The sequence below is a fragment of the Agathobacter sp. genome, assembly GCF_977054825.1.
Genome location: NZ_CDRTEH010000001.1, coordinates 224298 through 249494 on the forward strand (window position 1 = coordinate 224298; position 25197 = coordinate 249494).

The window sequence follows — 25197 nt, forward strand, 5'->3', positions numbered from 1 at the left end:
GATGGAATTAGTAAAGTTTGGCAAGCTAAAAGAACAAAGCTATACAATGAAGGAATCGCTTCGAGCTTTGAAGACAAATATACAGTTTTGCGGGGATGATATACGCACGCTTCTTGTGACAAGCTCTGTTCCAAATGAAGGCAAAAGCACCGTGGCACTTGATCTGGCGCGGTCGCTTACAGAGTCAGGAAAGAGAGTGCTTTTCATAGATACTGATATGCGTAAATCAGTCCTTGCAGGGCGTCTGCGTGCCACAGCGGCAAGTGGAGGGGAGATATGCGGATTGTCGCACTATCTTTCCGGTCAGAGACGTCTCGAGGAAGTGATGTATGGCACGGAAATACCGGGCCTTTTTATGATATTTGCAGGGCCGTCTGTGCCGAATCCGACAGAGATTCTTGAGAAAAAATACTTTCAGGAGCTTCTTAATTTCGGCAAGGAGCACTTTAACTACATAATTATAGACTGTGCACCGATAGGAGCTGCCATAGATGCGGCAGTTGTAGCAAAGTATTGTGACGGAGCTATAATAGTGATAGGACAGGGCATGGCGAGCGCCAGAATGATACAGAGTGTGAAAAAACAGCTCGAGGCATCGGGAGTGAGGATACTGGGCGCTGTGCTCAACAAGGTAAACAACAAGAAAAACAGCCATGTCAGTGGGTACTATGGCAATTACTACGGCAGCTATTACGGGCGGTCGGATAAAGCATGAAAAGCATCGATGTAGAGTTAGGAAAATCAAATATGCTGCCGCTTATTGCAAGCCAGCAGTTTTATGCTTCGTGGAAGGTCTTTATCAGGGAGCTTTTGCTCAATGCCATGGATGCCTGCAATGTGCGGCAGGCACTTGAGTGGAGCTGGGGTACGGAGTTCCTCGAGCTGGAGCAGGCAAGCCAGATGCGCGATGTCAGAGCCATATATGAGCCGCGCATAGACATCACGTACAGCAGTGATACAAGACTGTTTACGATAGAGGATAACGGAATAGGCATAAATGAATATGACCTGGAGCACTTTATCGCACAGATAGGGGCAAGCTATTATACAAGCGCAGATTTCTTCAATCAGCAGCTGAAGTATGAGCCGTATTCCCACTATGGCATCGGGCTATGCTCGTGCTTTACAGTCTCAAAGGCTGTGCTCATCGAGTCGAAAAAGGATAAGGTCATAAACACTGCCTGGAACATAAGCAATCCGCAGGATACGGCACCGGTCATGGCAAAGTGGTTTGGAGATAGTGGCCAGATAGAGTATGTCATATCGCAGAAAAAGACACCGGGCACACGCATCTCTATCCCTGTAAAGCCATCATATGCGCCGTATATAGATATGGATTTTATAGTGGACACCATAAAGCACTATATGCTTACACTGCCTATACCTGTAAATATCAGGTGTGATACGAGGGAGGTATGCCTGTCACAGCCAAAGGCAAAGTGGAACTATCCGATGAATGAGCTTGTTGGCATGAATATCATACGAGTGGATAATAGCCTGCTTGAGGGCTATGTTGCCATATATCATCCAAAGCACAAGGGGTATTTTCCTAAGTCCACGCTGTACCAGCAGGGAGTCCTTGTGTCAGATGCTACAGACATACTGGGGCTTGCACCATCGTGGATAGACAATTTCTCATATCAGCTCAATATCAAAAAAAGGTTTTTAAACATAAGCATATCGAGAGACGGAGCAGCCTTCGATGAAAAGCACATAGAGCTCCGCCAGTACATCGGACAGATTATTATTGATTTTTTTGGTCAGAGTCCACTCACACTTGGACAGTACCTGTCAGACGGCAGAAAAAGGCTGGTAGGTGAATACGAGGCAGAAAACGAGCTGGTAAGCAGAGCTATACAGGTGCTTGTATATATAAAGGAGCGCGAGGTAGAGGTGCCGGTGAGGACAGTGATAAACGGCTTTATCGGGCGCAAAATAAAGATAGCATTCATGCAGAGAGCGCTTTTTGCACACTACAGGGAGAACTACCCTTATGATTATGGTCAGTTTATTGACAAATACGATATCATAGTATTTGAGCAGAATATCAGAGCCTTCTGGCAGTTTATGACACCATACATCACATCTATGGAGTATGTTATGGGTGACATGCCGGGCATCATATACACGGATGTATCGGCAGACCTAACCGTGGCAAAGACAGCAGCATCGTACAGAAACGACTACGTGCTAAGACCGGAGTATTATGATCTGGACCCTGTATTTTGTCTGGTGTCAAATGAGCTGACAGACCCGATGGAGCTGGTGATAAATACCCACAACCGCAATGCAATGCTTTTGCAGCGCGCCGAAAAGTACAAAAAGGTAAGGATTGCAAGAGCTGTGATCATAGAAAATATCAAGCAGAGGATACTGGGCAATGCATCCAGATGGAACAGTATCATAGATTTTGGAGGCGAGCTCGTGCACCAATATGAGCTGGAAAAGCCAATGAGCCTGCAGGCACAGTGGTGCCTCGAGAGAGACTTCCCGGATGAAATCAATGCGTATATAGCAAAGACCTTTACAGACAGGGAAATCGCAGATTACGGGCTTACAAGTCTTTATTTTACAAGGAAGGACTTTATAAAGTGGTGGATGGCACCATAGGCTGTACCGCACAGACATATATTATCAAACACTTATTGAAGCATGAATAAGGAGAACATGAAAATGGAGATATTAGACTTAAACAACGAAGAAGACACAAAAACAACCGATGAGATGGAGCCAAAAAAGCCGGAGGAAAAAACATCACCAGTCAAGGAAATCTTAAGCTGGGTGTTAACAATCGCATTCGCCATTGTAGCGGCAATACTCATAAAGAACTATGTCATTATAAATGCAAATATTCCGTCAGGCTCGATGGAGAACACCATACAGATTGGAGATGACATATTTGGCTTCAGGCTTGCATATACATTTTCTGACCCAAAGAGAGGGGATATAGTCATATTCAATGCCCCGGATTCGCCTTCTGAGAAGTACATCAAGCGTGTAATAGGTCTGCCGGGAGAGACAGTTACCATAGAGGACGGCAAGGTGTATATAGACGGTGAGGCACTTGAGGAGGATTATCTCAAGTCAAACCAGAGCGGTGAGGATCCGTGGACAGTAAATGCCGGACCTTACGAGTTTAAGGTGCCACAGGACTCATATCTGCTGCTCGGTGACAACAGAAATGGCTCATCAGACGCAAGAGTCTGGGAGCACACATATGTGTCTAAGGACGATATACTTGCAAAAGCGATATTCAGATATTACCCGTTCGACAGATTCGGAGCGGTGAAATAAAAAATAGAGGTAAAGTAAATGCCAGAGACAGAAACAGATATTGAAAAACGAAATAAATACGGCATGCTGTGCGGTATAGTCGGCATATTTTTAAACCTCATACTCTTTGCCGGCAAGCTCTTTGCAGGAATGCTTAGCGGTGCAATCTCAATCACTGCGGATGCATTCAACAACCTGTCAGATGCAGGCTCATCAATCATTACGATAGCGGGCTTCAAGATGGCGGCACAGAGAGCCGACGAGGAGCATCCATACGGACATGCGAGGATGGAGTATGTGGCTACACTGGCAGTTGCAGCAATCATACTCATCATGGGCTTTGAGCTGTTCAGGGATTCCTTTGGCAAAATCATTAAGCCGCAGGACATAGAGTTTTCATGGCTTATTGTAGCGATACTACTGGCATCAATAGCCGTAAAATGCGTCATGGCGGTATACAATTTCTATTTTTCAAAAAAGCTTGATTCATCAACACTCGAAGCAACAGGCAGGGACAGTCTGTCAGACTGTATCGCTACATCTGTAGTACTTGCAGCCACACTCATAGCGCACTTTTTGGGACTCAATCTGGATGGAATAGGCGGTGTATTTGTGTCATTGTTTATATTCTATTCAGGGATATCATCAGCCAGAGAGGCGATAGACCCGCTGCTTGGAGCAAAGCCGGAGCCGGAGTTTGTCGATAGACTCAAGGAGATGGTACTAGACTTTGACAAAAACATACTCGGTATGCATGACCTTATGGTGCATGATTATGGACCGGGACACAGGATAGTATCGTTTCATGCAGAGGTGCCGGAGGACGGAGATATGGTCGAGCTGCACGATATAATCGATAATCTGGAGCGCAGGATACGAAGGGAGCTGGGCTGTATAGTGACCATCCACATGGACCCGGTAGCGATAGAGGACGAGGAGGTAGCCGGACTGAAGGCAGAGGTGCTCTCTGTGATAAAAGGGCTTGATTCGCACATAAATATGCACGATTTCCGTATTATCAGAGGTGATACACATACGAATCTGGTTTTTGACATTGCAGTTCCATTCGGCTATATCACCTCAGATGACGATATATGCAATGCAATACAGGAAAATGTCAGGAAAAAGCTTGGAAAGAATTACTATACCGTGATAGAGGTAGACCGCGACAATTACATAAATATATGATATTGTAAGGGATATATACGAGCTTCGCCGGTGGCTGTTGGGATAAAGAAACGGTGCACAATAAGATAAAAGAGGATAAAGTATATGTTACAAATAGGAATATGTGATGACTCAGCTGAAGCAAGGCAGCATATGCTGCAATTATGTCAGAAATATTATGAAAACAATACGGATGCATTTGAATATAAAATGTATAAAAACGCAGAAGAGGTTCTCGAATATTGTGATGATGAGGAAAACCAAAAAATAGATATACTTTTTCTGGATATAGAGATGGATGGTCTCAGCGGAATAAAACTAAAGGATCGAGTACTGAAACTGGACAAAATCTGGCGGATAGCATTTGTGTCGAGTCATGATGAGAAGATGATAGATTCCTTTGGAATCAAGACTATAGATTTTATCAGGAAGCCGGCCGGATATATGGATGTGAAAGCAGTGCTGGAAAAGGTATTGATAGAGAAATGTGAGAATGTAGGCATTTCGTATTTGTCTGAAACCGGCCAAAACATAATAATCTATGCTGAGGATATAAGATATATAGAAGCACAGGGAAAATATGCGTATATTTATACCAATGGGCAGAACTTTGTAGGAATAAATATATCTGAGATTGAGAAACGGCTTGAGGACAGTTCTGTGATACGTGTTCATAAATCATATATGGTTAATCTTGAATATGCCACACTTAGAAATGGAAAATTATCTATAAGAGATATGGATATTGAAATTCCGATTGGTAGAAGCTATAAAGAAACCGTAAAAAGGTTATATCACGAGTATGGTGAAAGAATGGCGAGGCGAAGAATGTGATAAGGGATATATTGTATTTGATAGTATATTTTATAACAGAGACGGTACTTTATTCATTAGCATATCGTACTGTACTAAGCAGAGGAATTACCAATAAAGCTGTCAAATGGATGGTATATATCATTGCGGTGGTAATTACAGGTAGTATTGTATATGTAAATAATAATCTACAGTATGCAATGGGAGCATCCATATTTATAATGGTCATATTGCCTGTTTTTATAATAGAGCCATTTAAAATTCAAAATTTGATTTTGTATCCGTTTGTGGTTATAGCAAGCTCTATATTTGGAATGTTGTTTTCATTTATTATATCTATAAAAATTGGAGTTTCTGAATACTACGTTAAGGAATCTCCGGCTTTAACGATTTTATGTCAAATATTGAGTATAGGTGTCTGGGCACTAATATATGTAATAAAACGAAGAAAAAATGATCAGGAAGAAGTAGTTTTAGATCTAAAACATTACATCATTTTGTATTTAGTTACCATCAGTTCATTGATATTAGTAGGATCAATTCAGACTTTTTCAGAATTGGAAGAGTATGAAGATTTGCAAATTTATGGGGTGTTTGCAGTAATGGCTTGCTGTACACTTGTTGTAGTAACACTTATGCAGATTGTTGTTTTAAGCCAGAATGCACATATAAAAAAGTCAAATGACATGTATAAGGAGCATATGGCTTTACAAAAGCAGTACTATGAGCATATGCTTCTGCAATATGAAGAACTGCGGAAATTCCGTCATGATGTAAAAAATCATATGCTTGCGTTAAATAGTATGTGTACCAGCGAAGATAATTCACAAATAAAAAAATATTTATCGCAGCTAACTAATGAGGTTTCATCTAAAAAACCGGTAGAGTACACCGGAAACAGGGAATTGGATGCGGTAATAGCCCCATTTGTCCTGGAAGCGGAAAGTAAAAATATAAAGGTTCAGTTTAAGGGGCGCGTATCGGATAATGTAGCAATTGATATGTTTGATATGTGCACAATAATATCAAATCTCTTAAATAATGCCATAGAGGCATGTGAAAAAATACAAGAGGACAAAAGAATAATTGAGTTTGAGATAGCCGGTTATAATTCACAAATATTTATCTCGGTTCGTAATAGTTATGATATGGAAAGTATTATAAATCAAAAACAAAAGTTTATTACTACAAAAGAGGATAAGCTGAATCATGGTATTGGGTTAGAAAATGTAAGGAGGACTGTAAAAAAATATGATGGAGATATGAGAATATCTCAGGAAAATGAAAGATTTATTGTAACAATAAATATATAAAAAATAGGAAAATAGTTATAGAAATAAGCAATCACTATGTCGTTCATACCTAAAAAGTGTCGTTCATGCCATAGTGATTGCTTTTTTATACTATAAAAAGATATATTAATTGTGGAAGTACAAAAGAAGGAGCGGCATATGGAAAACATAGTATTAAAGGATTTATTGCCGGTATGGTGCAAAAATTTTGGTAAGTGGATATTGTGGATATTGTTACTTTCAATAGTGACATTTATATTGGAAAAGGCTATCAGAAGATATATTGTTTCAGAGACAATTATATTTGCATTTCAATTAGCACCATTTATCCTAATGGCAATAGCCGTTATTTTGGGAATTGTATTAGCTACAAATATCCTGATAGGGTATTGCAAAAAATTAAAGGATAGGGCATAAGAATTTTTAAACAGGTCTGCAATCAATACAGTATGTTTTATGATCAATACCCGGATAATAAATTGTAATTGAGCGTTGAATCCGCTATACTATGCTTATAGTACAGCGGATTATATTTTTGGGAGGCTTGTATGCAATACGAAACTATTAGAGCAGCAATATGCGATGATGAAGAATTTTTTCGGAATGAACTTAAAAAATTTGTGAGTGAATACGGAAATGAGATGGATGTTAATATGAGCATCGATCTCTATGATAATGCAAAAGAACTCATGAATAATATACTTTCTAAGAGTAAGGAATATGATTTATTGTTTCTTGATGTGGAAATGCCCGGTATGACAGGTATTGAGATGGCTGATGCATTAAGAAAAATCGACCCATGGGTATGTATCTCATTTGTGACGAGTTATGATGCATTTGCGATACAGGCATTCAGACTTGATGCACTTGATTATGTCATGAAACCGATAAAATATACACAGGTAAAGCACATTATCGAAAAAGCAAAAATTCAGATTGATTATCGTAAAAATGCACAAAAAGCGGAAAAAAGATATCTAAAAATTAAATCCGGATATGAAGATGTTCTCATAGACCTTCAAAATGTATTATATATAGAAAAACGCAGGAACCAGTGTGTATTCCATAAAATTGATGAGGAAATATGCTGTTATGAGCCTTTAAAAAAGATATATGAGAGATTGGATCATGATGCATTTATGTATATTCATCAGGGTTACATAGCCAATTTTAATTACATTAAAGAAGTAAAAAAGGATGTGGTATGCTTTGGACGAGGCATGGAGGTCCCTTTGAGCAGGAAATATCATGAACAGATAAAGGAACTTCATCTGGACAAGATAAGGAGAGCATATAAGGAGCAGGAACTTAACTATAATTAGGGAGTTCTGCCTTTACGCTAAAATATCCGCTGGCATAAGAAAAATCAATGTGTCCGTTAAGGTTGGAAACGACTTTACGGACATTTTTTATGCCTATTCCATGAGGTAAGACCTTGTCATTTTTGGTAGATGTAAATTCACCATTGTTTTCTATAATATTTCCAAAGTAGGAATTTTCAACAACTATATTCATATATGAGCCGGTCTGGGTGAGGGAGAATCTGATCCAGCCATGTTCACACTCAGAGGCTGCTTTTATCGCATTATCAAACAGATTACCTATTATGGTTGTAATTGAAAAATCGTCAATATTAATACCGGGTGTACTTATATTAATTTCGTATCTGATATTTTGTGACTTTGCTTTGTTCTCTTTTTCAGCTATAAGAGCTGAGACGATGTGAGAGCCTGAATCTACAGTATTTGTCAGAGAAAGATCCTCAGAAATATTATGAATATATTCATGAATTTTCCTATCATTGTGCTGTGAAGCATAACCATCAATTACTATCAGATGATTTTTCATATCATGTCTTAAAGAATGGAGCTGATTTAATTTATCGTCGAGCTGGGCAGAATATACCTGTTCCATTTTGTCAAGTTCCAGTTTGAACCGATAATTAGTGTTTTCTTCAATGACTGCCAGAAATTTATCATATAGTGAAATACATATGATAAGAAATAAAAATATAATTGAAAAAATAACAATCAAATTATAAGAGTTTGGACTTTCAATGCATATTGAAAGCGTAATGTAGCCAAGCAACATACTTAATCCCAATATAATAATTGTAAATGCATATGAATAAAAATATGCACTGGATTTTCTTTTTATAATGTTGGTATAAAGTATGTAAATATTATAAACAACTATAAAAATGGTTGTGGTTTTATACTCTAAATATTCCTGAGAACTCAGTGCAAACTGTGCATCATTTAATAGTAAAGTTTGTATAGTGGCAATTGGTATAAATAGAAATAATATAGCTATATAATTGAATAAACATTTTAACAGTAGTTTGTTTAATTTTCTAGAAATTATAAGCATGAATAGGATAGGAGCAAAATATGATAATATCCCGATAGCATGTATTGTGGCTGGAGAAACTACAAATACTATAATATAAAATAACTTCATCGGAATGCTGATTTTATTGTGCATATTTTCTTCACATATTCTGAATAGCAAGAATGCATTACAAAGAAGATATAAAAATTCTAAAAAAATATTAATGTAATTATTCATATCGTGTCTCCTTATGTTTAATATTATAACTTAAAAAAACGATAAATTAAACTATAAAGGAGCAGGAACTTAACTATAATTAGGGAGTTCAGCCTTTACGCTAAAATATCCGCTGGCATAAGAGAAATCAATTTGTCCGTTAAGGTTGGAAACGACTTTACGGACATTTTTTATGCCTATTCCATGAGGTAAGACCTTGTCATTTTTGGTAGATGTAAATTCACCATTGTTTTCTATAATATTTCCGGAGCAGGAATTTTCAATAACTATATTCATATATGAGCCGGTTTGGGTGAGGGAGAATCTGATCCAGCCATGTTCACACTCAGAGGCTGCTTTTATCGCATTATCAAACAGATTACCTATTATGGTCGTAATTGAAAAATCGTCAATATTAATACCGGGTGTACTTATATTAATTTCGCATCTGATATTTTGTGACTTTGCTTTGTTCTCTTTTTCAGCTATAAGAGCTGAGACGATATGAGAGCCTGAATCTACAGCATTTGTCAGAGAAAGGTCTTCAGAAATATTATGAATATATTCATGAATTTTCCTATCATTGTGCTGTGAAGCATAACCATCAATTACTATCAGATGGTTTTTCATATCATGTCTTAAAGAATGGAGCTGATTTAATTTATCGTCGAGCTGGGCAGAATATACCTGTTCCATTTTGTCAAGTTCCAGTTTGAACCGATAATTAGTGTTTTCTTCAATAATAGATAAGAATTTATTATATAAAGAGATGCAAATAATAATTAAGACAAAAATAGTAGCAAAGATAATCGGAAGTACAGTTGAACCCGAATCCCATAGATTTAAAGAAAGGGTTGTGTAACCAAGAATGACACTGATGGAAATTACTATCGCATTAAAAAATAAGATGTATATACTTTTAGTAATATTTATTTGTAGAAGATTTGAAGTTAATGCATAGATTATATATGTTAATAAATTTATTATAGCGGATTTGTAGGTATTATATTGTTGTGAAATAATTGTAATATCCTGATCATTAAAGATGAGCGTATAAACGATTACAATAATAATATATATCATAAAATAAAAAATTACAAATTCAAAAAAATTCCTCAATGCAATCCGGTAATTTTTAGGGAAAACATATAAAGAATATATTAGTGGTAATGTAATAAAACATAAAATAACTGAAAAAAGTGATGCATTAAGAAAATAAGATATACAAAATAAAATTAGACAATACATTAATTTTGTGTAGCAGGATACAGGCTTATCTTGTCTGTTTTCTGAAATACGAAAAAGAAGAAGTGCCAAAGGAATATCAAAAAGTAATTCAAAATATATTTTGTAAATGGTTTGCATTAGAATCTCCGTAATTTTCTCTCTATATTATGATTTGAGGGGCAAAACCACCTCTTAAAAAACAGTTTGTACATTGAAAATCTCACATAAACGATTTTAAAGTATGGAAGAATTCATGCCACCATCTTTTTTGGTTTTCAGGCGCAGCTTGTCATCTTCATTTTGTTTGTGAAGATAAACAACAAGATCTGAGACATAAGTGGTTTCCTTGCTTTCTAATACTTATATAATACCAATTTTAGCTGATAAAATCCTCATTTATGTGAAGTTTCAAGGTGCAAATTTATGGTTATAAGGTATCTTTAACAGAATATCTTTTGAACCTTAAATCATATTATACTACCAAAATAAAAAATTTGTATATTATTTTACCAAATAACACGGAAATTCTACCAAATAGCACATAATTATTGATATGTTGTCGATGAAATAGTATGTTGCTTGATGAAAGGAGAGAGAGAAAATGTTTAAAGAGCTAAATAGAAAAGAACTGAACCAATGCAATGGAGGAAATGTTACAGGTAAAGTTTCATCAATCCTTACATTGAATTTTACAAAATTTGTCAAGATGTTAAAGGAACTTTAATATTTTAGGAGAAATCTGATTATGAAAACAAAAGAAAAATTAGAAACAATGAATAACACTATACTTATGCAGGTTGATAGCGGTTTCGTAATAGAATCATTAGTTATATATATTCTCAACAATGCGCAGAAAGAGAAAATAGGAATTATATGAGGAGAACTAAGGTGAGATTTCTAAAAAAAAGTTCAATTTTATTGATAATTATTTCGTCAATAGGGATAATAATAAGTCAAGCTTTGATGCTGTATGGAGTAGATTTTTCGTATAATAAAGTAAATGGAGTTTCTTTTCTGGGATTAGGAATAGGGCTAATTTTATTTGGAATATATATATTAAAGAAAACAAACAGGAATTAGTAATATATAAAATAGAAACTGGTTACTTTTAAGCTGAGGAAAACAGGATGAACAGATTGAGCCGATTAATTGACAAGTTAAATATCCCAGTGTATATAATATTCACAGAAATGGTGCAATATATTGTGCTGATCATAGTTTCTATTTTGAATCAATCTATTAATGGAGCTTCAATGGATTCATCGGTATTTCAGTATGGATTGAGTTTTGAGCAGGAAAAAAGTTATATAAAAAAGTAATCACTATGTCGTTCATACCTAAAAAGTGTCGTTCATGCCATAGTGATTGCATTTTTTGTGCATAAAAGAGTATAGTGAATATGCAAACAGAGATACTGATATCACTGTTAAAGCTTCAAAATTTAATAAAGATATCTATATAAATTTGGCAAAAAATGAAAGGATATTATAATATGAAAAAGAGTACAGCAATTCATATAGGCTTAGTAGCAATAGGAGCAGCACTGGGAACTTGCATGAGTGTTGTTACAAAGAATATTGCAATGTTACCAATTGGTGTATCACTTGGGTTGTCATTAGGAATGTTGATATATTCAAAATTTAATAAAAAAGATGAAGAGTAGGAAATATAAAAATGAAGAAAATATTTGATTTGATTTTAGTACCATTATTTGTAATTATTTTCTTGAGTATATTAATAGTAGGGCAGAATAATAAAATTGCACTTATTATAGCAGGATGGTGCATGGAAATGCAAACAATGCCTGCTTCAGCAATAGTTATTCTTACATGTTCATTGATAGCTCTTTCTGTATTTCAAAAAAGAAACATTGCAGAATAAAAGCCAATCAAAGCAGAAATGGTAATGAAAAAAGAAAACAATAAATGGTATATTGGCTGGATATTCTTTCCGGCCTGGTACTTGATAGGGAAAAAATATATCATATTGCCTGTTATACAATCAGTTTTTGAAGAAACGAGCTATTCGGAGGCATATCTGATAACAAACTATTTATGGAATTTTATAGCTATAGTTATTTTATTCAGCCTTTATGGAACAGGTGTTTTAAGAGATATAAAACAGATAAGGCAGTATGATATCAAATCAATAGCTTCAGGATATATCAAATCATTTGCTGTAATAGTATTGTTTACAATATTAGGCGGTATTATGCAGTTTATTTTGGCATCCGGAAATAATGAGCAAAGCATAAATGAAATTACGCTCAGAATGACAATGAAAGAACATTATTGGGCTATTATGATTCTTTCTGCATTTATAGGACCCATATTAGAAGAACTGATTTTTAGATGGTTTATATTCAGCTCTATCAATAAAAGTCTGATAATTAAAGTGATTGTATCATCAGTGCTATTTGGATTAATGCATTTTATACCATCTATAGGGGCAATAAGTTTAAATGAGCTTTGTCTGCAATCAATACAATATGTATTAGCAGGGATTGCGTTTTGTCTGGTTTATATAAAAAGAGGAAATGTTGTTTTTGGGATAGCAGCTCATATGAGCATCAATTTGATACATAATTTAATGTATTTGGTTAATCAATGAATGCCGCATTTTAATAGATTTAATGGGATATTATGTAGGACGAATTATTCATTATTATTGTGAGGGTGTATCACATATATACGGATAATATTATGGAAGGTAACCTAAAATAGTATTTATTTTAGGTTACCTTATGAAAAGGAGATAATATAAGAATGAAAAAAATTAGCCGAATAAGTGGAGCTTTGCTTATATCTATGTTGTTTTCAAGCATATTGAGCGGTGTAGTATTAGTTATTATGGGAACTTTAAATTTACCACTGGATATGCAATCAATTAAGGTTATCTGTGGTAGCATCGCCAGCGTGGGATATTTTTATTTTTTTGGGATTTTTACTAAAGAAATCGAGAAAATCAATATAAATGAAATATCGTTAAATAAAAAATTCTCGGTTTGGGATGGCATTGGATATCTGCTCGTTTTATTGGGTGGCACAACAATATTGTCAGGAATTACGGATATTATACTTGAGTTTATTAAGCGATATCTGGTTCATGCAGAAAATGTGGGTGTTGTTGAAAATTATATAGGAAATGTACCGGCATGGATACTTCTTGTATGTGTTGTAATGATCTCGCCTGTATTTGAAGAACTATTATTCAGAAAGGTGCTGTTGGAAGAATTACTTTCATATGGCAAGGTTACAGCAATTTTAATAAGCAGTATGCTTTTTGGTATGTCTCATGCAAATCTGGAACAGTTTTTATATACCATTTTTATGGGAATAGTGTGTGCGAATATTGTACTTATTACAGGTAAAGTAAGGTATGCGATTTATCTGCATATGGTATTTAATTTATTTGGAGCGATAATATCGGGTTATATACCGAGCGGGAGATATACAATTTTAACAGAAATTATATTTGTAATAAGTGCTGCCATAATAGTGATACTTAAAGCCAAAACAGTGTTTATTATTAAAGATGAAGCCAATGTTAATAAATTCAACTTCAAAAAGGAATTTTGTGGAATTGGTTTTATTATGTTTATGGTTTATTGGATTATTAGTTGTGTGGATGCGATAGCATATTAAAATTAAATCAGATATAAATCGCGAAAACCATTAGAGCTCCAAACAAGTAAGCACTTTTAAGAAAAGTACCTAGGCTGAGTACATTACTTTTTGGGATTAGTGTAAAGAAAAATTATAGGAAGTGAGAATTGAATGAAATATTTATTATATGTCATATCATTATTTTCTTTTATTGCATCGATTGTAATTATACCAAACCCAGTAGGAATACTAAGTGTATTGCTACTGTTTATTACATTATATAATGTAGAAATTAAAAAAACAATTTACAAAAAAGTATACTACATAATATTATTATATAGTATAGCATATTGTGATATCGGAATAGCAGTTAATAGGATTGACCATGTTAATTATTTAAATAATGGATTCTCATTGTGTCTGTATTTATTAGGAGTAATTATTATAGATATCATATATTCACGACATTTTAAGAGAAAAAATGATTAATATAATTGGCAAACAAGAGAGGAAATATAAAAATGAGGAGAACAAAGAGATGAAAAAAGAAAACAATTATATATTAACTGATATGAATCATAAAAAGCTAATATTTGGAGTCGTAATAATTCATGTTTGTTTTATGCTCATAGGGGCTAGTGGCATTTTATCTGGTTTAAAAGAAAAAAATATATTTTATGGGGTGCTGATAAATATGATTTATCAGTTGACTTTGATTATCATGATTGGAGTGGCAATGAAGCAATATTTGATCACTTCATTTAAAAAATTCAAAGCTGACAGAATTTCTGTAAATATAAAAAGAGTTTTGGCAGGTGTGGGAATTGCATTCTTGTTAAGCTACATAGTTAGAATTATTGAAATGACAATGTGTTCAAATATATCGGTTTCGGCAAATCAGTCAAACGTTAATGGATATTTTGTGGATTATCCTATTTTGGCTGTTATCATGAGTGTAATTATGGGACCTTTTACAGAAGAGATAATTTATAGAGGTATATTGTTTCGGTTTTTCAGCAAATATGGAGAACTATGTGCGGTATTGTCGACAGGATTTTTGTTTGGAACAATGCATATGCTTTTTTCATTTGGAAACACAAATATACTACTATTTTTGTGTCAATGGTTAGACTATTTTTTGTCAGGAATACTTTTAGGATTTATTTATAAAAAATACAAAAATATTTGGATAAATGTTTCGATACACGGTACTTGGAATCTGATTGTCGCTGTAATTATATTAACACAAATATAAGGAAATGAAATGAGTAGAATAAAATCAAATTTTGACTATTTATTTGTGATAATATATTTTTCTGGTGCAATATTTTTTCAAACGAGGTTGTCAGAAAATGTATTATTGAATATTCATGGGAATACAAAATTTTGGGATACATATTTTGAAATAATATATTATGGTATTTTTGCGGTTGCATGTTTGTTGTTTTATAAAAATAAAATCGCAGCAAGCATAAAAAAAATAAAAATTACAGATTTCAAATATATAGGTATTGCACTTATATTTATTATCATTACAATGGTCGCTTCCGCCATTATATTGTCATATAATGGAATTGGAGAAAGTGCAAATCAAGAAGCAATAAATAATTATATAAGTGATTATGGTATTATAACATTGTTAGTAGTAATCATTCTAGGACCCCTTGTTGAAGAGATTGTTTTTAGAGGTATAATATATTACTTATTACGTGGAAAAAAAGGAAATCTTGCGAGAATTATTGTTGCAAACTTTATAACCTCATTGATGTTTGCGATTTATCATTGCGACATCAAATCTCTTCTAGTATTTAATGTTGAACAAATATTGGCAATAATACCATTGTTTTTTTTGGGTGTTGGAATAGCATATGTGCAGGAAAAAACGTCAAATATTAGTTGCTCCATAGTTACACACATTGTTATAAATCTAATTGCAACAAGTTGAAAATTAATTGAGGAAGTGTCATGAAATATTATTGTATAAAATAACGCGACATCACTGACTGTGGTGCAGCAGGATCTGTGCCAGGTGAAGTAATTGGAGGTGTTGTAGGCACTATAGTCGGAATCATGATTTCATTTTGATTCAGTATAGTGTTTGTTTTCATACTGGTGGTTTATATGTGAAATAAACAGAAGGAGTGGATTATGGAATTAAATAGAATAATGATATTGTTTTCGGGTTGTTTTTTACTTGTTTGGTCTACATATAAATGGAAGAGACCACATGTGATTTGGGATGCTAAATTAACCCGAGTATATTCGGTGATTTTAGGATTATATAATATTATTTTAGCAATTTACTTTAAAAAAGATTTAAGTATTATTTTATTTATATTAGATTTAGTTCTCTATATATTATTGGATATAGGTTTTATAATGATTAAGTTAAAGAAAGATAAAAAAGGTATAATAAAGAATTTACAGCTGGGAATTTGTTCTGTTTTTGTCGTTTTAGCTTTGGGCATGGTGTACTTCAATTTGAATGAGATTTATTCTAGTGTAATGATTTTATCAGGCATGATGATGGTGTTATCTACTCCTTTTGAGGAAGCGAGGTCACTTTGGAAAGAACATTAATAATTAATACATTAAAAATAATCAAGTTATTTATCAGGAGAATAATACAAATGAATAAACGAAAGAGTAATTATATATATATTGAAATGAGGCATAAAAAGCTAATGGTTGGAGTTGTAATAACTCATGTTTGTTTTATGCTCATAGCGGCTAGTGGCATTTTATCTGGCTTAAAAGAAAAAAATATATTTTATGGAGTGCTGATAAATATGATTTGTCAGTTGACTTTGATTATCATGATTGGAGTGGCAATGAAGCAATATTTGATCACTTCATTTAAAAAATTCAAAGCTGACAGAATTTCTGTAAATATAAAAAGAGTTTTGGCAGGTGTGGGAATGGCATTCTTGTTAACCTGCATCGCTGGAATTATTGAAATGACAGTGTGTTCAAATATATCGGTTCCGGCAAATCAGTCAAACGTTAGTGGATATTTTGTGTATTATCCTATTTTGTCTGTTATCATGAGTGTAATTATGGGACCTTTTACAGAAGAGATGATTTATAGAGGTATATTGTTTCGATTTTTCAGCAAATATGGAGAACTATGTGCGGTATTGTCGACAGGATTTTTGTTTGGAACAATGCATATGCTTTCTTCATTTGGAAACACAAATATACTACTATTTTTGTGTCAATGGTTAGACTATTTTTTGTCAGGGATACTTTTTGGATTTATTTATAAAAAATACAAAAATATTTGGATAAATGTTTCGATACACGGCACTTGGAATCTGATTGGCTCTGTAATGTTATTAACAAAAATAATGTTAACAAAATAATATGAACAGACCGGAATATTGAAAGGTGGTGATTTGCATGCTGTTATCGTGTATTGTTGGTGGTATATGTGGGGGTATTGTAGTTTTAGTTTATTCCCATTTTAAGAAAAATGAGTAATTAGTATTGCATAAAAAATTAATGAGAATCTGAGAGGTGAATTATATGCAAGAAATCATTAGCTGGTATATGGAACATAAAACTTATGGAAATATATTAATTATAGGTATAATTGGACTTATGCTATACAATATAGGATATGGAGTAGGTACCGATATTTACAGAATTTTTGGTTAATTGGTAATTGGGTGGAAGAATAAAAGAAATATAGGAATAGAATATGAATTATATAATAATTTTTTTGATTTCAATGATACCATTGGCAGAACTAAGAGTTGCGATACCAACAGGAATTGCTATGGGAGTGTCGGTTTTACCGGCTTATGCCATATGCATATTGGGAAATTTACTTCCAATGCCGTTTGTTTACCTTTTTTCGCATAGACTGCTTGAATGGGGAAAAAATAAGAAAGTAATAGGAAAATTTTTTAGATTTTGTATAGAAAAAGGCAAGAGTGCCGGACGAAAATTGCAAGATACCGCAGGAAGGGGATTGTTTATTGCGCTTGTACTCTTTATAGGTATTCCGATTCCCGGAACAGGTGCGTGGACTGGAATACTTGCAGCCAGTATATTGAGAATGGATTTTAAGAAGAGTATTATGGCATGTTTATGCGGTATAATGCTTGCTGGTGTCATTATGGCAATATCTAGTATGGGAGTTTTAAATCTATTAGATATAAATTAACCATAACAGTAGTTTGTGTCAAATAGCACCGAAATCATGCCAAATATAAAAGTAAGGAAATGGAGTGGAATTATGAATAAAAAGTATTTTATACATTTTACATGGATTGTTACTTTAATTATGCTTATATTTACAGGATTGTGTCTGGTAGATGGAGTATCAATATTTGTTCCTTTTTTCACATATATTACAGCTATGATATTGTATGTCCTTCCAATGTCATTTATTGGAAGTAAAGAAGCGGAATTAGTTTGTATAGAGTTGGAAAATGAATCCGGTAAAATTAAGCAAATTGAACAAATTATAACCCAAAAGATGAAGCGAGAGATAATAATTGATAATGTCACTGAAAAAAAGTATTGTAAAAAGAACAAGTATGATAGATGGCTAACTAATGATATTATATTGAAAATTAGCAAAGATAAATTATATATATATGTACCTAAAATATACGAAAAATATTTTTACAATAATTAGTAAAAAAGGCAGAAACAGAGGAACAATAAAAGGATGAAATCTGATAAATCAATATTGAATAAAGTGATAATATTACCACTTGGTCTGGTAATATTATTCATTGTATACAGGACCTTGGTCTTTTCTGTGATAATGAATTGTATACCGATCATGCAGGAACACTATATTATCGCGGAAACGATAAGAAATTGCATTGATATAATGACAATTGTAGCTCTTATGTTTATTTTTAAGGTAAAGACAGGCAGGGGTGGTGTAAAAGGATACTTGAAAGGTGTCGGGATTTATGGGATTTCGCGGATTTTATGAATCACATGATGATAGTGGAACGTTACAGATATGGAGGTTCGTACAATGCGCTTGCATTGCAGATTCCTGTTCTGATAGTGATGCTTGTTATTGCGGTTTTTATATGTATAATAAGAGACAGATGAGGTTATAAAGAGTGTAAAAGATATCTATATAAATTTGGCAAAAATGAAAGGAGTATTGAAAATGTATGATGATAAGTTTAATTTCTAAAGGGAGACATAATTTATGAATAAAAAGAAAATAATCCTTCTGTTTATATTAATATTAGTCGGTATTTTATGTGTTTTTTTAAATGGTAAAGAAGAGTCTGAAATAGGGGGTGGTCAGAATAAGGTGAGTTTTTCAAATAAAACAAATTCATTTTATTATGACCAGCTTGACGAAACCGAAAAAAGGGTGTGTAACGATATTACAGCATTAGTTGCACAGGGAAATGGTGGAAAAATTGATCTAACAGCTCCGATAAGTACATACCGGTATCTGAGGATAGTAAGAACATTATCATTTGATCCGGAATATCAGAACTGGGCGATTTCATTAATTTTTCCGGTTGGAGAAAATAATAAACTAATTGATCGAAACACAATTAATGATGATTGTAATATTATGAAGTTATATGTTCTGGTTAATGATTCAAAAAAGCGCAAGGAGTTGAAGAATTTTAAGCTTGTTTTAAATGATGAGAATATAATTACCAATATAGATGAGCTTGAAAAAATATGTAAAAGCGCTGATTTTTCAACAGAATATTATCAGGAAAAATCAAAAGAAATAGATGCTTGCTATGATGAGATTATAAGAGAAATGCCCAAGAATATGAATGAAAAAGAGGCTGTACAATATTTCTTAAATTGGATAAAAGACAACATGGAATATGATTATTCTGTCTATGAATCAAGTATTGAACCATATTATGACAAATTGTATGAAAATGAAGTATATGCTGATGTCTCAAACAAAGGATGTATTTTGGATAAAAGAGGTATATGCGGTGGAATCTCAATAATATTATCAGAACTATGTAACAGAGTGGGAATAACAGCTTATCCTGTTTTTGGTACAATTAAATCAGATGGTACACTCATACCACATGGATGGGTTGCTATGAGAGTAGATGATTCAACATATTATATAGATCCTACATACGTGTGTCAAACCGGCGAAATGGACAATCTGAAAATGAAAAATGAAATGGAACGCATTGGAGACAGACAGTATCAGCTTGAGGATTCATTTGAGTATTAGGCAAGCAACGTACTGGCCATTTTTAATAAGTAAAGCCAGTGCTAAGGTGGCATGTGAGGGAAAATTACATAATCATATAATTAATTCACATTATGGAAATTTATAGTAAGGATTCTATGGGAATGTTCAATGAAAAGAAACATATCAATATCTTATCGGACAATGTGTGCAGGGATTTTTGTAATCATAAGTATTATAATACTTGCGATAAATGGAATTTCATTATTCAAATATGATAATGCCACGGATTATGAAAAGTCAGCTTTGCGTCTGGGCGAGTATGTCAAGTTCCAATTAAAGGATTATCTGTCCAAACCGCTTGATGAATACAATTCAGACGTTTCTTCAGGACAGTGTGAGGTAGAGGTGACATTTTTCGGAGATTACTATGTATACAATATTCCATACATGGATAATACTTATGTGAGAGTAAAGGTATACGATAAGAATCTGGAAGAACAGTTAGAGGGAAAGGTTGATTTAATTGGTAAAGTGTTGCCAGAAAAAGATGTTTCTATGGAATGGTATGAACAGGTGCCGGATTTTTCACTTAGCAGCTTGAAAAAGGGCATATGTATACAGGAAGTAGATTGCAAAAAGTATCAAAATATGCTTTGGCTTGGTGGAATTATGTTGTGTGTAAGTGTGGCTGTCCTGTTACACGATTATAGAGTGAATCGGGCCACTATTATTACGGAAGAGGGAAGGATTGCACATATAAATCTGCCTGATTATGATTTGGCGTATACTTTAGAGTATAATCTTCGAAAGTATAAGGAACTGGAGAAAATACAGATTCAGAACAGAAAGAAGATATTTTGGATAGTTTTGTTTGAACTGACAGGAGTATGGTTCTGCATAAATTTTTATTATTGGGAAATAAAAGTTATAGGTGTGGTGTTTATTCTTTGCGGGCTGAAAATAGGATGGAATATTTTTATTAATTCGGACTTGAGCGTGGCAGTAAGGTTATCAGAGTTATTTGGTCTAGACACGGTTTCACAGAGAAAAGAGCATTTGTTATCATACATACATGAGCTGGAAAAGAGAGTATCAAGATAAGAAAGATATCTATATATAAATTTGGCAAAAATGAAAGGAGTACAAAGAGATGAAAACATGTATTTTAGCATGGCAGGTGCCGGTAATAGAAGGAGAGCCGTATAATCCGGTGGAATATGCTGTCCATGTGAGAAAAGCAAAAAAGTTTGCGGAAGCATTGAACCGGTATTTTGCGGAAAAAAATTTGGACTACAATTGTGTGCTGGACAAATCAGCCTGCAGCCTTGAGGAGATATTTTCTCCACAATATCAGGCAGTGCTGTTTGCACCGGAGGCTAAAACAAGACAGTGGCTCTATAAAAAAGAAGTGCAGAATGAGACCGTGAAAAAGTATTATCTGGAATACATGGAGTACAATAGTGCGCAGATAGAAAAGGTGGCTGAATTTCTGAGCGAATAAACCAGAAAATAAAGCATTTAAGAAATGAAACAACAAACATTTTGTGTTTTCGTTAAAAACTTGATATAAACATTTCTGTTTTTCGTTAAAAAGCAGGCATAAACATTTCTGTTTTTCGTTAAAAAGTAGGCATAAACATTTTGCATTTTCGTGAAAAGTGGTAGAATTGGAAAATGTAGAAAGATCCGTGATGTTTGGTTCATCTTGATAAACAAGATGAACCTTTTTTATGTATATAATATATTTGACGAGAGTAAAATAAAAATATATAATAACTGTAAACTATTTAATGAGAGCAATATGATGATATAAATTATATGGGGGAAAAATGGATATAATTAAACAGACACAGGATTTAACCTATTTAAAATGGTCACATATCAGAAGTTCAAGCGGGACAGCAGGCACTTTTTTAAAGTCAGAATCAATAATGGAAGATAAGAAAATATATTATAAGCTCTCAAATTTTGATCCGGTGAATGGAGTTATAGGGCATGAGTGCATAAATGAAATAATTGTGGACAGATTGCTGACAACACTTGGTGTTGAGCATTTGAATTATGAGCTGATTCATGCAGATATAGAGATGGAGGGGAGAATATATAATACTTTTTTATGTGCTTCCGAGGATTTCAAAAAGCGTGGAGAGAGCAAGATCGCATTGGATGATTATTATAGAGCTAACGCGCAGAAAGGAGAATCGCATTATGACTTTTGTGTGCGATGTGGCTGGGAAAGATATATTGACCAAATGATAGTCATTGATTATCTGATTTTGAATAGAGACAGACACGGTGCTAATATAGAGATTTTGAGAAATACCAGAGAACATTCGCTTCGAATTGCTCCATTATTTGATCATGGATTATCGCTTATGTATTCATGCATGTCAGATCAGGATATAGACAAATTCGACATTATGGAAGATAAAAGATGTCAGAACTTTATCGGAGGATATTCGTGTTATGATAATTTGCAGATTGTAAGAGGAAAAAAGGAGCTTTTTACAGGAAAACTGCAGGAGAAAGATAAGACATTTATTTTTGATGGACTTCAGGATATTGTTTCGGATAAATTTATTGAAAAAGCTTGGAACATGATATATGAAAGGTACAAAATATATGAAAATCTTTAAGATAATTGATGAGGAAAATGATCTTCTGGCAGGGGTTCTATTATATTATGAAAAATCACGTACTGCTATTATAGAATTACCTGAATATCTTGATGAGTGGAATGCACCATTGCTTTTTACGGGATATATAAAGAAAAAGATTTATACTATTCCACGGGAGATGAGCTTTTGTTGGATAAAGGAGCGCGTGATTCCCAGCGGAAGACAGAATATAGGTGATATACTGAATACACATCATCTTAAATCATATGACGAAATGCAGTTTCTTGAGATTTCGGATGGACGGTGCTCACAGGATAGCCTTTACATCAGGAAAACAGATGAAGTACCAATGTTTGTTGAGGAAAGACAACGGAGAAATCTGAAAGAATGTGTAATAGTAGGAAATGGTCGGCTTCTATGCTTTTTTAATGAGGGCTGTGTAAAAAAAGTAGATATTGCAACACTTGACAATGTTGATGCAGACGATATCGCAAAGGTAATCAGACATAAAGGTTTATATGAGTCAGGACAGATAGGGGTTGGTGGATATTATGTTACATTCAACAATTCCATCGACATTCCGGCATGGGCATTATATGGGGCGAAAGAAACACTGCCACTTACACTTGAGGATTTCAGGAAATTTACCACAAAAAATATGTTGGATACAACGGAAGTATGCAATACTCTGGAATGTAGCAGACAAAATATTTCTTATATGGTTAAAAAGAAGCATATATTACCGATTAAGGAGTCAGTAAGAGGAAATCTGTATGACAAATGTGAGATACTGAGGCATAAATGGTAAAATGTTTAATGGAAATATACTAAAAAAATGTAAAGGAAACATATTAACGTGAAAAAACAAAATCCAATAGCCCTGTTACCAATAGCAGTATTTCTCGTACTGTATCTGGGATTGGGGATACTTTTTGAATATGTAATGAAAATCCCGATGGGATTTTATAATGTGCCCATCATAATAGCATTTCTCGTGGCAATACTGGTGGCGTGTCTGCAGAACCGTAGTGTGAAATTCGACCAAAAGCTTGAGATAATGGCGCAGGGACTGGCTGACAAAAATATCATAACAATGCTGCTCATTTTCCTTACCGCGGGAGCGTTCGTGGGTGTAGTAGGACGAAGCAGTGCGGAGAGCGTGGCATATTTCATGCTGTCACTGATACCGGCAAGGTTCGCGGTGATGGTGCTTTTTGTTGTGGCATGCTTTGTGTCTATTGCGATGGGTACGTCAGTTGGAACCATAACACTGATTGTGCCGATAGCGGCAGCAGTATCGGATGCATCGGGCTTTGGGCTGCCGCTTTGTATAGGCTCCGTAATGGGTGGCGCGATGTTCGGAGACAACCTTTCCTTTATATCAGATACGACCATTGCCGCATGTAATGGACAGGGCTGTCAGATGAAGGACAAATTCAGGGAGAATTTTTTTATTGCACTTCCGGCGGCAGTAATGACGCTGGTTGGTATAGCAATTCTGTCATTTAGGACAGATATCGCGGGCGCTGTATCGCAGGAATATCATCTGTTGCAGATAGTACCGTATATTCTCGTGCTATTTGGTGGAATTGCCGGAATAAATGTATTTGTAGTGCTTATAATAGGAATCATATCGGGAACGGTCATAATGCTTGCAACAGGAAATACAGCACCATACGATCTGCTTACCAATATGGGAAGTGGAGCGTCAGGCATGTTTGAAACCTGTATGGTAGCAGTGCTTGTGGCAGCTATGTGTGCGCTGATACGTGAATATGGCGGCTTTGCTGCCCTGCTTTCTGGAATTTACAGGACATTCAAGGGCAAAAGAGGTGGACTGCTCGGTATGGGACTTCTGGTAGGACTTATCGACATTGCCACTGCCAACAACACAGTTGCTATAGTTATGGCAAATCCGATAGCAAAGGAAATGGCTCAGAAATACGACATCACTCCGCGTAAAACAGCGTCTATACTGGATACATTTTCGTGCATTTTTCAGGGAGTGATACCATATGGAGCGCAGATGCTCGTGGCCATATCGGCAGTGCATGAGCTGGGGCATGAGGTGTCAGCCTTTAATATATTGCCGTATCTGTTTTATCCGATGTTTCTGCTGGTAAGCTCGCTGGTGGCGGTTTTGGTTGTTGAAAATGGGAGAAAATTTAATTGAAAATGAAGCTTAAAGCGAAATAATAATGAGGTTATAAATGAAAATGCCGGATAGAAATATGATATTTCATCCGGCATTTATTATGTGAAATTTATGCTGCATTTTGAAAGTCAATTACAGTTATTTCTGGTAGCATGGATTTTAGTTTTGATATAATGGACTCGATTTTTTGCATTGTGGAGCCATTAATAAATTCTTCACCACACTGTGAACATTTTTGGCATGGAACATTTTTTATAATAATATAACAGTTTTTATATGCAGTCATATAAGTTGTGGTACTTTTGACAGTATCACCTTTGCACAGGAAGCATTTCAT

Annotated in this window: 28 protein-coding genes; 25 read left to right on the forward strand and 3 right to left on the reverse strand. The window is 34.4% G+C overall.

Annotated features, from left to right (window positions below; genetic code table 11):
- The first annotated feature begins 1 nt into the window (after position 1).
- The 8 genes from ACW6PM_RS01065 to ACW6PM_RS01100 all read left to right on the forward strand — a co-directional run bounded on the left by ACW6PM_RS01065 (position 2) and on the right by ACW6PM_RS01100 (position 7867).
- Positions 2-715 carry a CpsD/CapB family tyrosine-protein kinase gene (locus ACW6PM_RS01065; RefSeq protein ID WP_308651640.1) on the forward strand — a complete coding sequence of 238 codons (714 nt, stop codon included), beginning with the start codon at positions 2-4 and terminating at the stop codon, positions 713-715.
- Complete coding sequence (locus ACW6PM_RS01070) at positions 712-2610, forward strand: ATP-binding protein (protein ID WP_456055913.1); 1899 nt, start codon at positions 712-714, stop codon at positions 2608-2610. Before ACW6PM_RS01065 ends, ACW6PM_RS01070 begins: the two co-directional genes overlap by 4 nt.
- Positions 2611-2673: 63 nt before the next feature.
- The gene (lepB, locus tag ACW6PM_RS01075; protein WP_306771637.1) at positions 2674-3294 is read left to right on the forward strand and encodes a signal peptidase I; all 621 of its coding nucleotides are present in this window, start codon (positions 2674-2676) and stop codon (positions 3292-3294) included.
- An 18-nt stretch (positions 3295-3312) separates the two neighbouring features.
- Positions 3313-4461, forward strand: coding sequence for a cation diffusion facilitator family transporter (locus tag ACW6PM_RS01080; RefSeq protein WP_308651642.1), 1149 nt, complete (start codon positions 3313-3315; stop codon positions 4459-4461).
- Between the two features lie 84 nt (positions 4462-4545).
- Positions 4546-5274 (forward strand): LytR/AlgR family response regulator transcription factor, encoded by a 729-nt coding sequence (locus ACW6PM_RS01085; protein WP_456055914.1) that lies wholly within the window; start codon positions 4546-4548, stop codon positions 5272-5274.
- Positions 5271-6566, forward strand: a complete 1296-nt coding sequence (locus tag ACW6PM_RS01090) for a sensor histidine kinase (RefSeq protein ID WP_456055915.1) — start codon at positions 5271-5273, stop codon at positions 6564-6566. Before ACW6PM_RS01085 ends, ACW6PM_RS01090 begins: the two co-directional genes overlap by 4 nt.
- Positions 6567-6704: 138 nt before the next feature.
- Positions 6705-6962 carry a hypothetical protein gene (locus tag ACW6PM_RS01095; protein ID WP_456055916.1) on the forward strand — a complete coding sequence of 86 codons (258 nt, stop codon included), beginning with the start codon at positions 6705-6707 and terminating at the stop codon, positions 6960-6962.
- A 131-nt stretch (positions 6963-7093) separates the two neighbouring features.
- On the forward strand, positions 7094-7867 hold the full coding sequence (locus ACW6PM_RS01100) for a LytR/AlgR family response regulator transcription factor (RefSeq protein ID WP_456055917.1): 774 nt from the start codon (positions 7094-7096) through the stop codon (positions 7865-7867).
- Here ACW6PM_RS01100 and ACW6PM_RS01105 read toward each other — a convergent pair.
- Positions 7854-9113 carry a sensor histidine kinase gene (locus ACW6PM_RS01105; protein WP_456055918.1) on the reverse strand — a complete coding sequence of 420 codons (1260 nt, stop codon included), beginning with the start codon at positions 9111-9113 and terminating at the stop codon, positions 7854-7856. The genes ACW6PM_RS01100 and ACW6PM_RS01105 overlap by 14 nt on opposite strands.
- 69 nt (positions 9114-9182) lie before the next feature.
- Complete coding sequence (locus ACW6PM_RS01110) at positions 9183-10457, reverse strand: sensor histidine kinase (protein ID WP_456055919.1); 1275 nt, start codon at positions 10455-10457, stop codon at positions 9183-9185.
- Between the two features lie 607 nt (positions 10458-11064).
- On the opposite strand from ACW6PM_RS01110, the gene ACW6PM_RS01115 reads away from it, so the two are divergent.
- The 17 genes from ACW6PM_RS01115 to ACW6PM_RS01195 all read left to right on the forward strand — a co-directional run bounded on the left by ACW6PM_RS01115 (position 11065) and on the right by ACW6PM_RS01195 (position 24878).
- On the forward strand, positions 11065-11196 hold the full coding sequence (locus ACW6PM_RS01115; RefSeq protein ID WP_456055920.1) for a hypothetical protein: 132 nt from the start codon (positions 11065-11067) through the stop codon (positions 11194-11196).
- Between the two features lie 615 nt (positions 11197-11811).
- The gene (locus ACW6PM_RS01120) at positions 11812-11982 is read left to right on the forward strand and encodes a hypothetical protein (protein ID WP_456055921.1); all 171 of its coding nucleotides are present in this window, start codon (positions 11812-11814) and stop codon (positions 11980-11982) included.
- A gap of 11 nt (positions 11983-11993) precedes the next feature.
- Positions 11994-12200, forward strand: a complete 207-nt coding sequence (locus ACW6PM_RS01125; protein WP_456055922.1) for a hypothetical protein — start codon at positions 11994-11996, stop codon at positions 12198-12200.
- Positions 12201-12224: 24 nt separating this feature from the next.
- Entirely contained in the window at positions 12225-12929 is a 705-nt protein-coding gene (locus ACW6PM_RS01130) for a CPBP family intramembrane glutamic endopeptidase (RefSeq protein WP_456055923.1), read from the forward strand.
- Between the two features lie 155 nt (positions 12930-13084).
- A complete protein-coding gene (locus ACW6PM_RS01135) occupies positions 13085-13963 on the forward strand; it encodes a CPBP family intramembrane glutamic endopeptidase (RefSeq protein ID WP_456055924.1) in 879 nt (292 codons plus the stop codon).
- Positions 13964-14405: 442 nt separating this feature from the next.
- Positions 14406-15179 carry a CPBP family intramembrane glutamic endopeptidase gene (locus ACW6PM_RS01140; RefSeq protein ID WP_456055925.1) on the forward strand — a complete coding sequence of 258 codons (774 nt, stop codon included), beginning with the start codon at positions 14406-14408 and terminating at the stop codon, positions 15177-15179.
- A gap of 9 nt (positions 15180-15188) precedes the next feature.
- Complete coding sequence (locus tag ACW6PM_RS01145; protein ID WP_456055926.1) at positions 15189-15869, forward strand: CPBP family intramembrane glutamic endopeptidase; 681 nt, start codon at positions 15189-15191, stop codon at positions 15867-15869.
- A gap of 203 nt (positions 15870-16072) precedes the next feature.
- A complete protein-coding gene (locus ACW6PM_RS01150) occupies positions 16073-16504 on the forward strand; it encodes a hypothetical protein (protein WP_177254926.1) in 432 nt (143 codons plus the stop codon).
- A 50-nt stretch (positions 16505-16554) separates the two neighbouring features.
- Positions 16555-17286: a CPBP family intramembrane glutamic endopeptidase gene (locus tag ACW6PM_RS01155; protein ID WP_456055927.1), complete on the forward strand. Its 732-nt coding sequence runs from the start codon at positions 16555-16557 to the stop codon at positions 17284-17286.
- A 338-nt stretch (positions 17287-17624) separates the two neighbouring features.
- A complete protein-coding gene (locus tag ACW6PM_RS01160) occupies positions 17625-18092 on the forward strand; it encodes a COG2426 family protein (protein ID WP_308657782.1) in 468 nt (155 codons plus the stop codon).
- 72 nt (positions 18093-18164) lie between these two features.
- On the forward strand, positions 18165-18569 hold the full coding sequence (locus ACW6PM_RS01165) for a hypothetical protein (protein ID WP_448754173.1): 405 nt from the start codon (positions 18165-18167) through the stop codon (positions 18567-18569).
- 537 nt (positions 18570-19106) lie between these two features.
- On the forward strand, positions 19107-20126 hold the full coding sequence (locus tag ACW6PM_RS01170; RefSeq protein WP_456055928.1) for a transglutaminase-like domain-containing protein: 1020 nt from the start codon (positions 19107-19109) through the stop codon (positions 20124-20126).
- Between the two features lie 129 nt (positions 20127-20255).
- Positions 20256-21188, forward strand: a complete 933-nt coding sequence (locus ACW6PM_RS01175; protein WP_456055929.1) for a hypothetical protein — start codon at positions 20256-20258, stop codon at positions 21186-21188.
- A 49-nt stretch (positions 21189-21237) separates the two neighbouring features.
- Complete coding sequence (locus tag ACW6PM_RS01180; protein ID WP_456055930.1) at positions 21238-21588, forward strand: hypothetical protein; 351 nt, start codon at positions 21238-21240, stop codon at positions 21586-21588.
- 328 nt (positions 21589-21916) lie between these two features.
- On the forward strand, positions 21917-22723 hold the full coding sequence (locus tag ACW6PM_RS01185) for a hypothetical protein (RefSeq protein ID WP_456055931.1): 807 nt from the start codon (positions 21917-21919) through the stop codon (positions 22721-22723).
- Positions 22692-23513: a hypothetical protein gene (locus ACW6PM_RS01190; RefSeq protein WP_456055932.1), complete on the forward strand. Its 822-nt coding sequence runs from the start codon at positions 22692-22694 to the stop codon at positions 23511-23513. The genes ACW6PM_RS01185 and ACW6PM_RS01190 overlap by 32 nt, the downstream gene beginning before the upstream one ends.
- Positions 23514-23561: 48 nt before the next feature.
- On the forward strand, positions 23562-24878 hold the full coding sequence (locus ACW6PM_RS01195; protein ID WP_456055933.1) for a Na+/H+ antiporter NhaC family protein: 1317 nt from the start codon (positions 23562-23564) through the stop codon (positions 24876-24878).
- Positions 24879-24969: 91 nt separating this feature from the next.
- On the opposite strand, the gene ACW6PM_RS01200 is transcribed toward ACW6PM_RS01195, so the two are convergent.
- On the reverse strand, positions 24970-25197 hold the full coding sequence (locus ACW6PM_RS01200) for a type II toxin-antitoxin system MqsA family antitoxin (protein ID WP_012743857.1): 228 nt from the start codon (positions 25195-25197) through the stop codon (positions 24970-24972).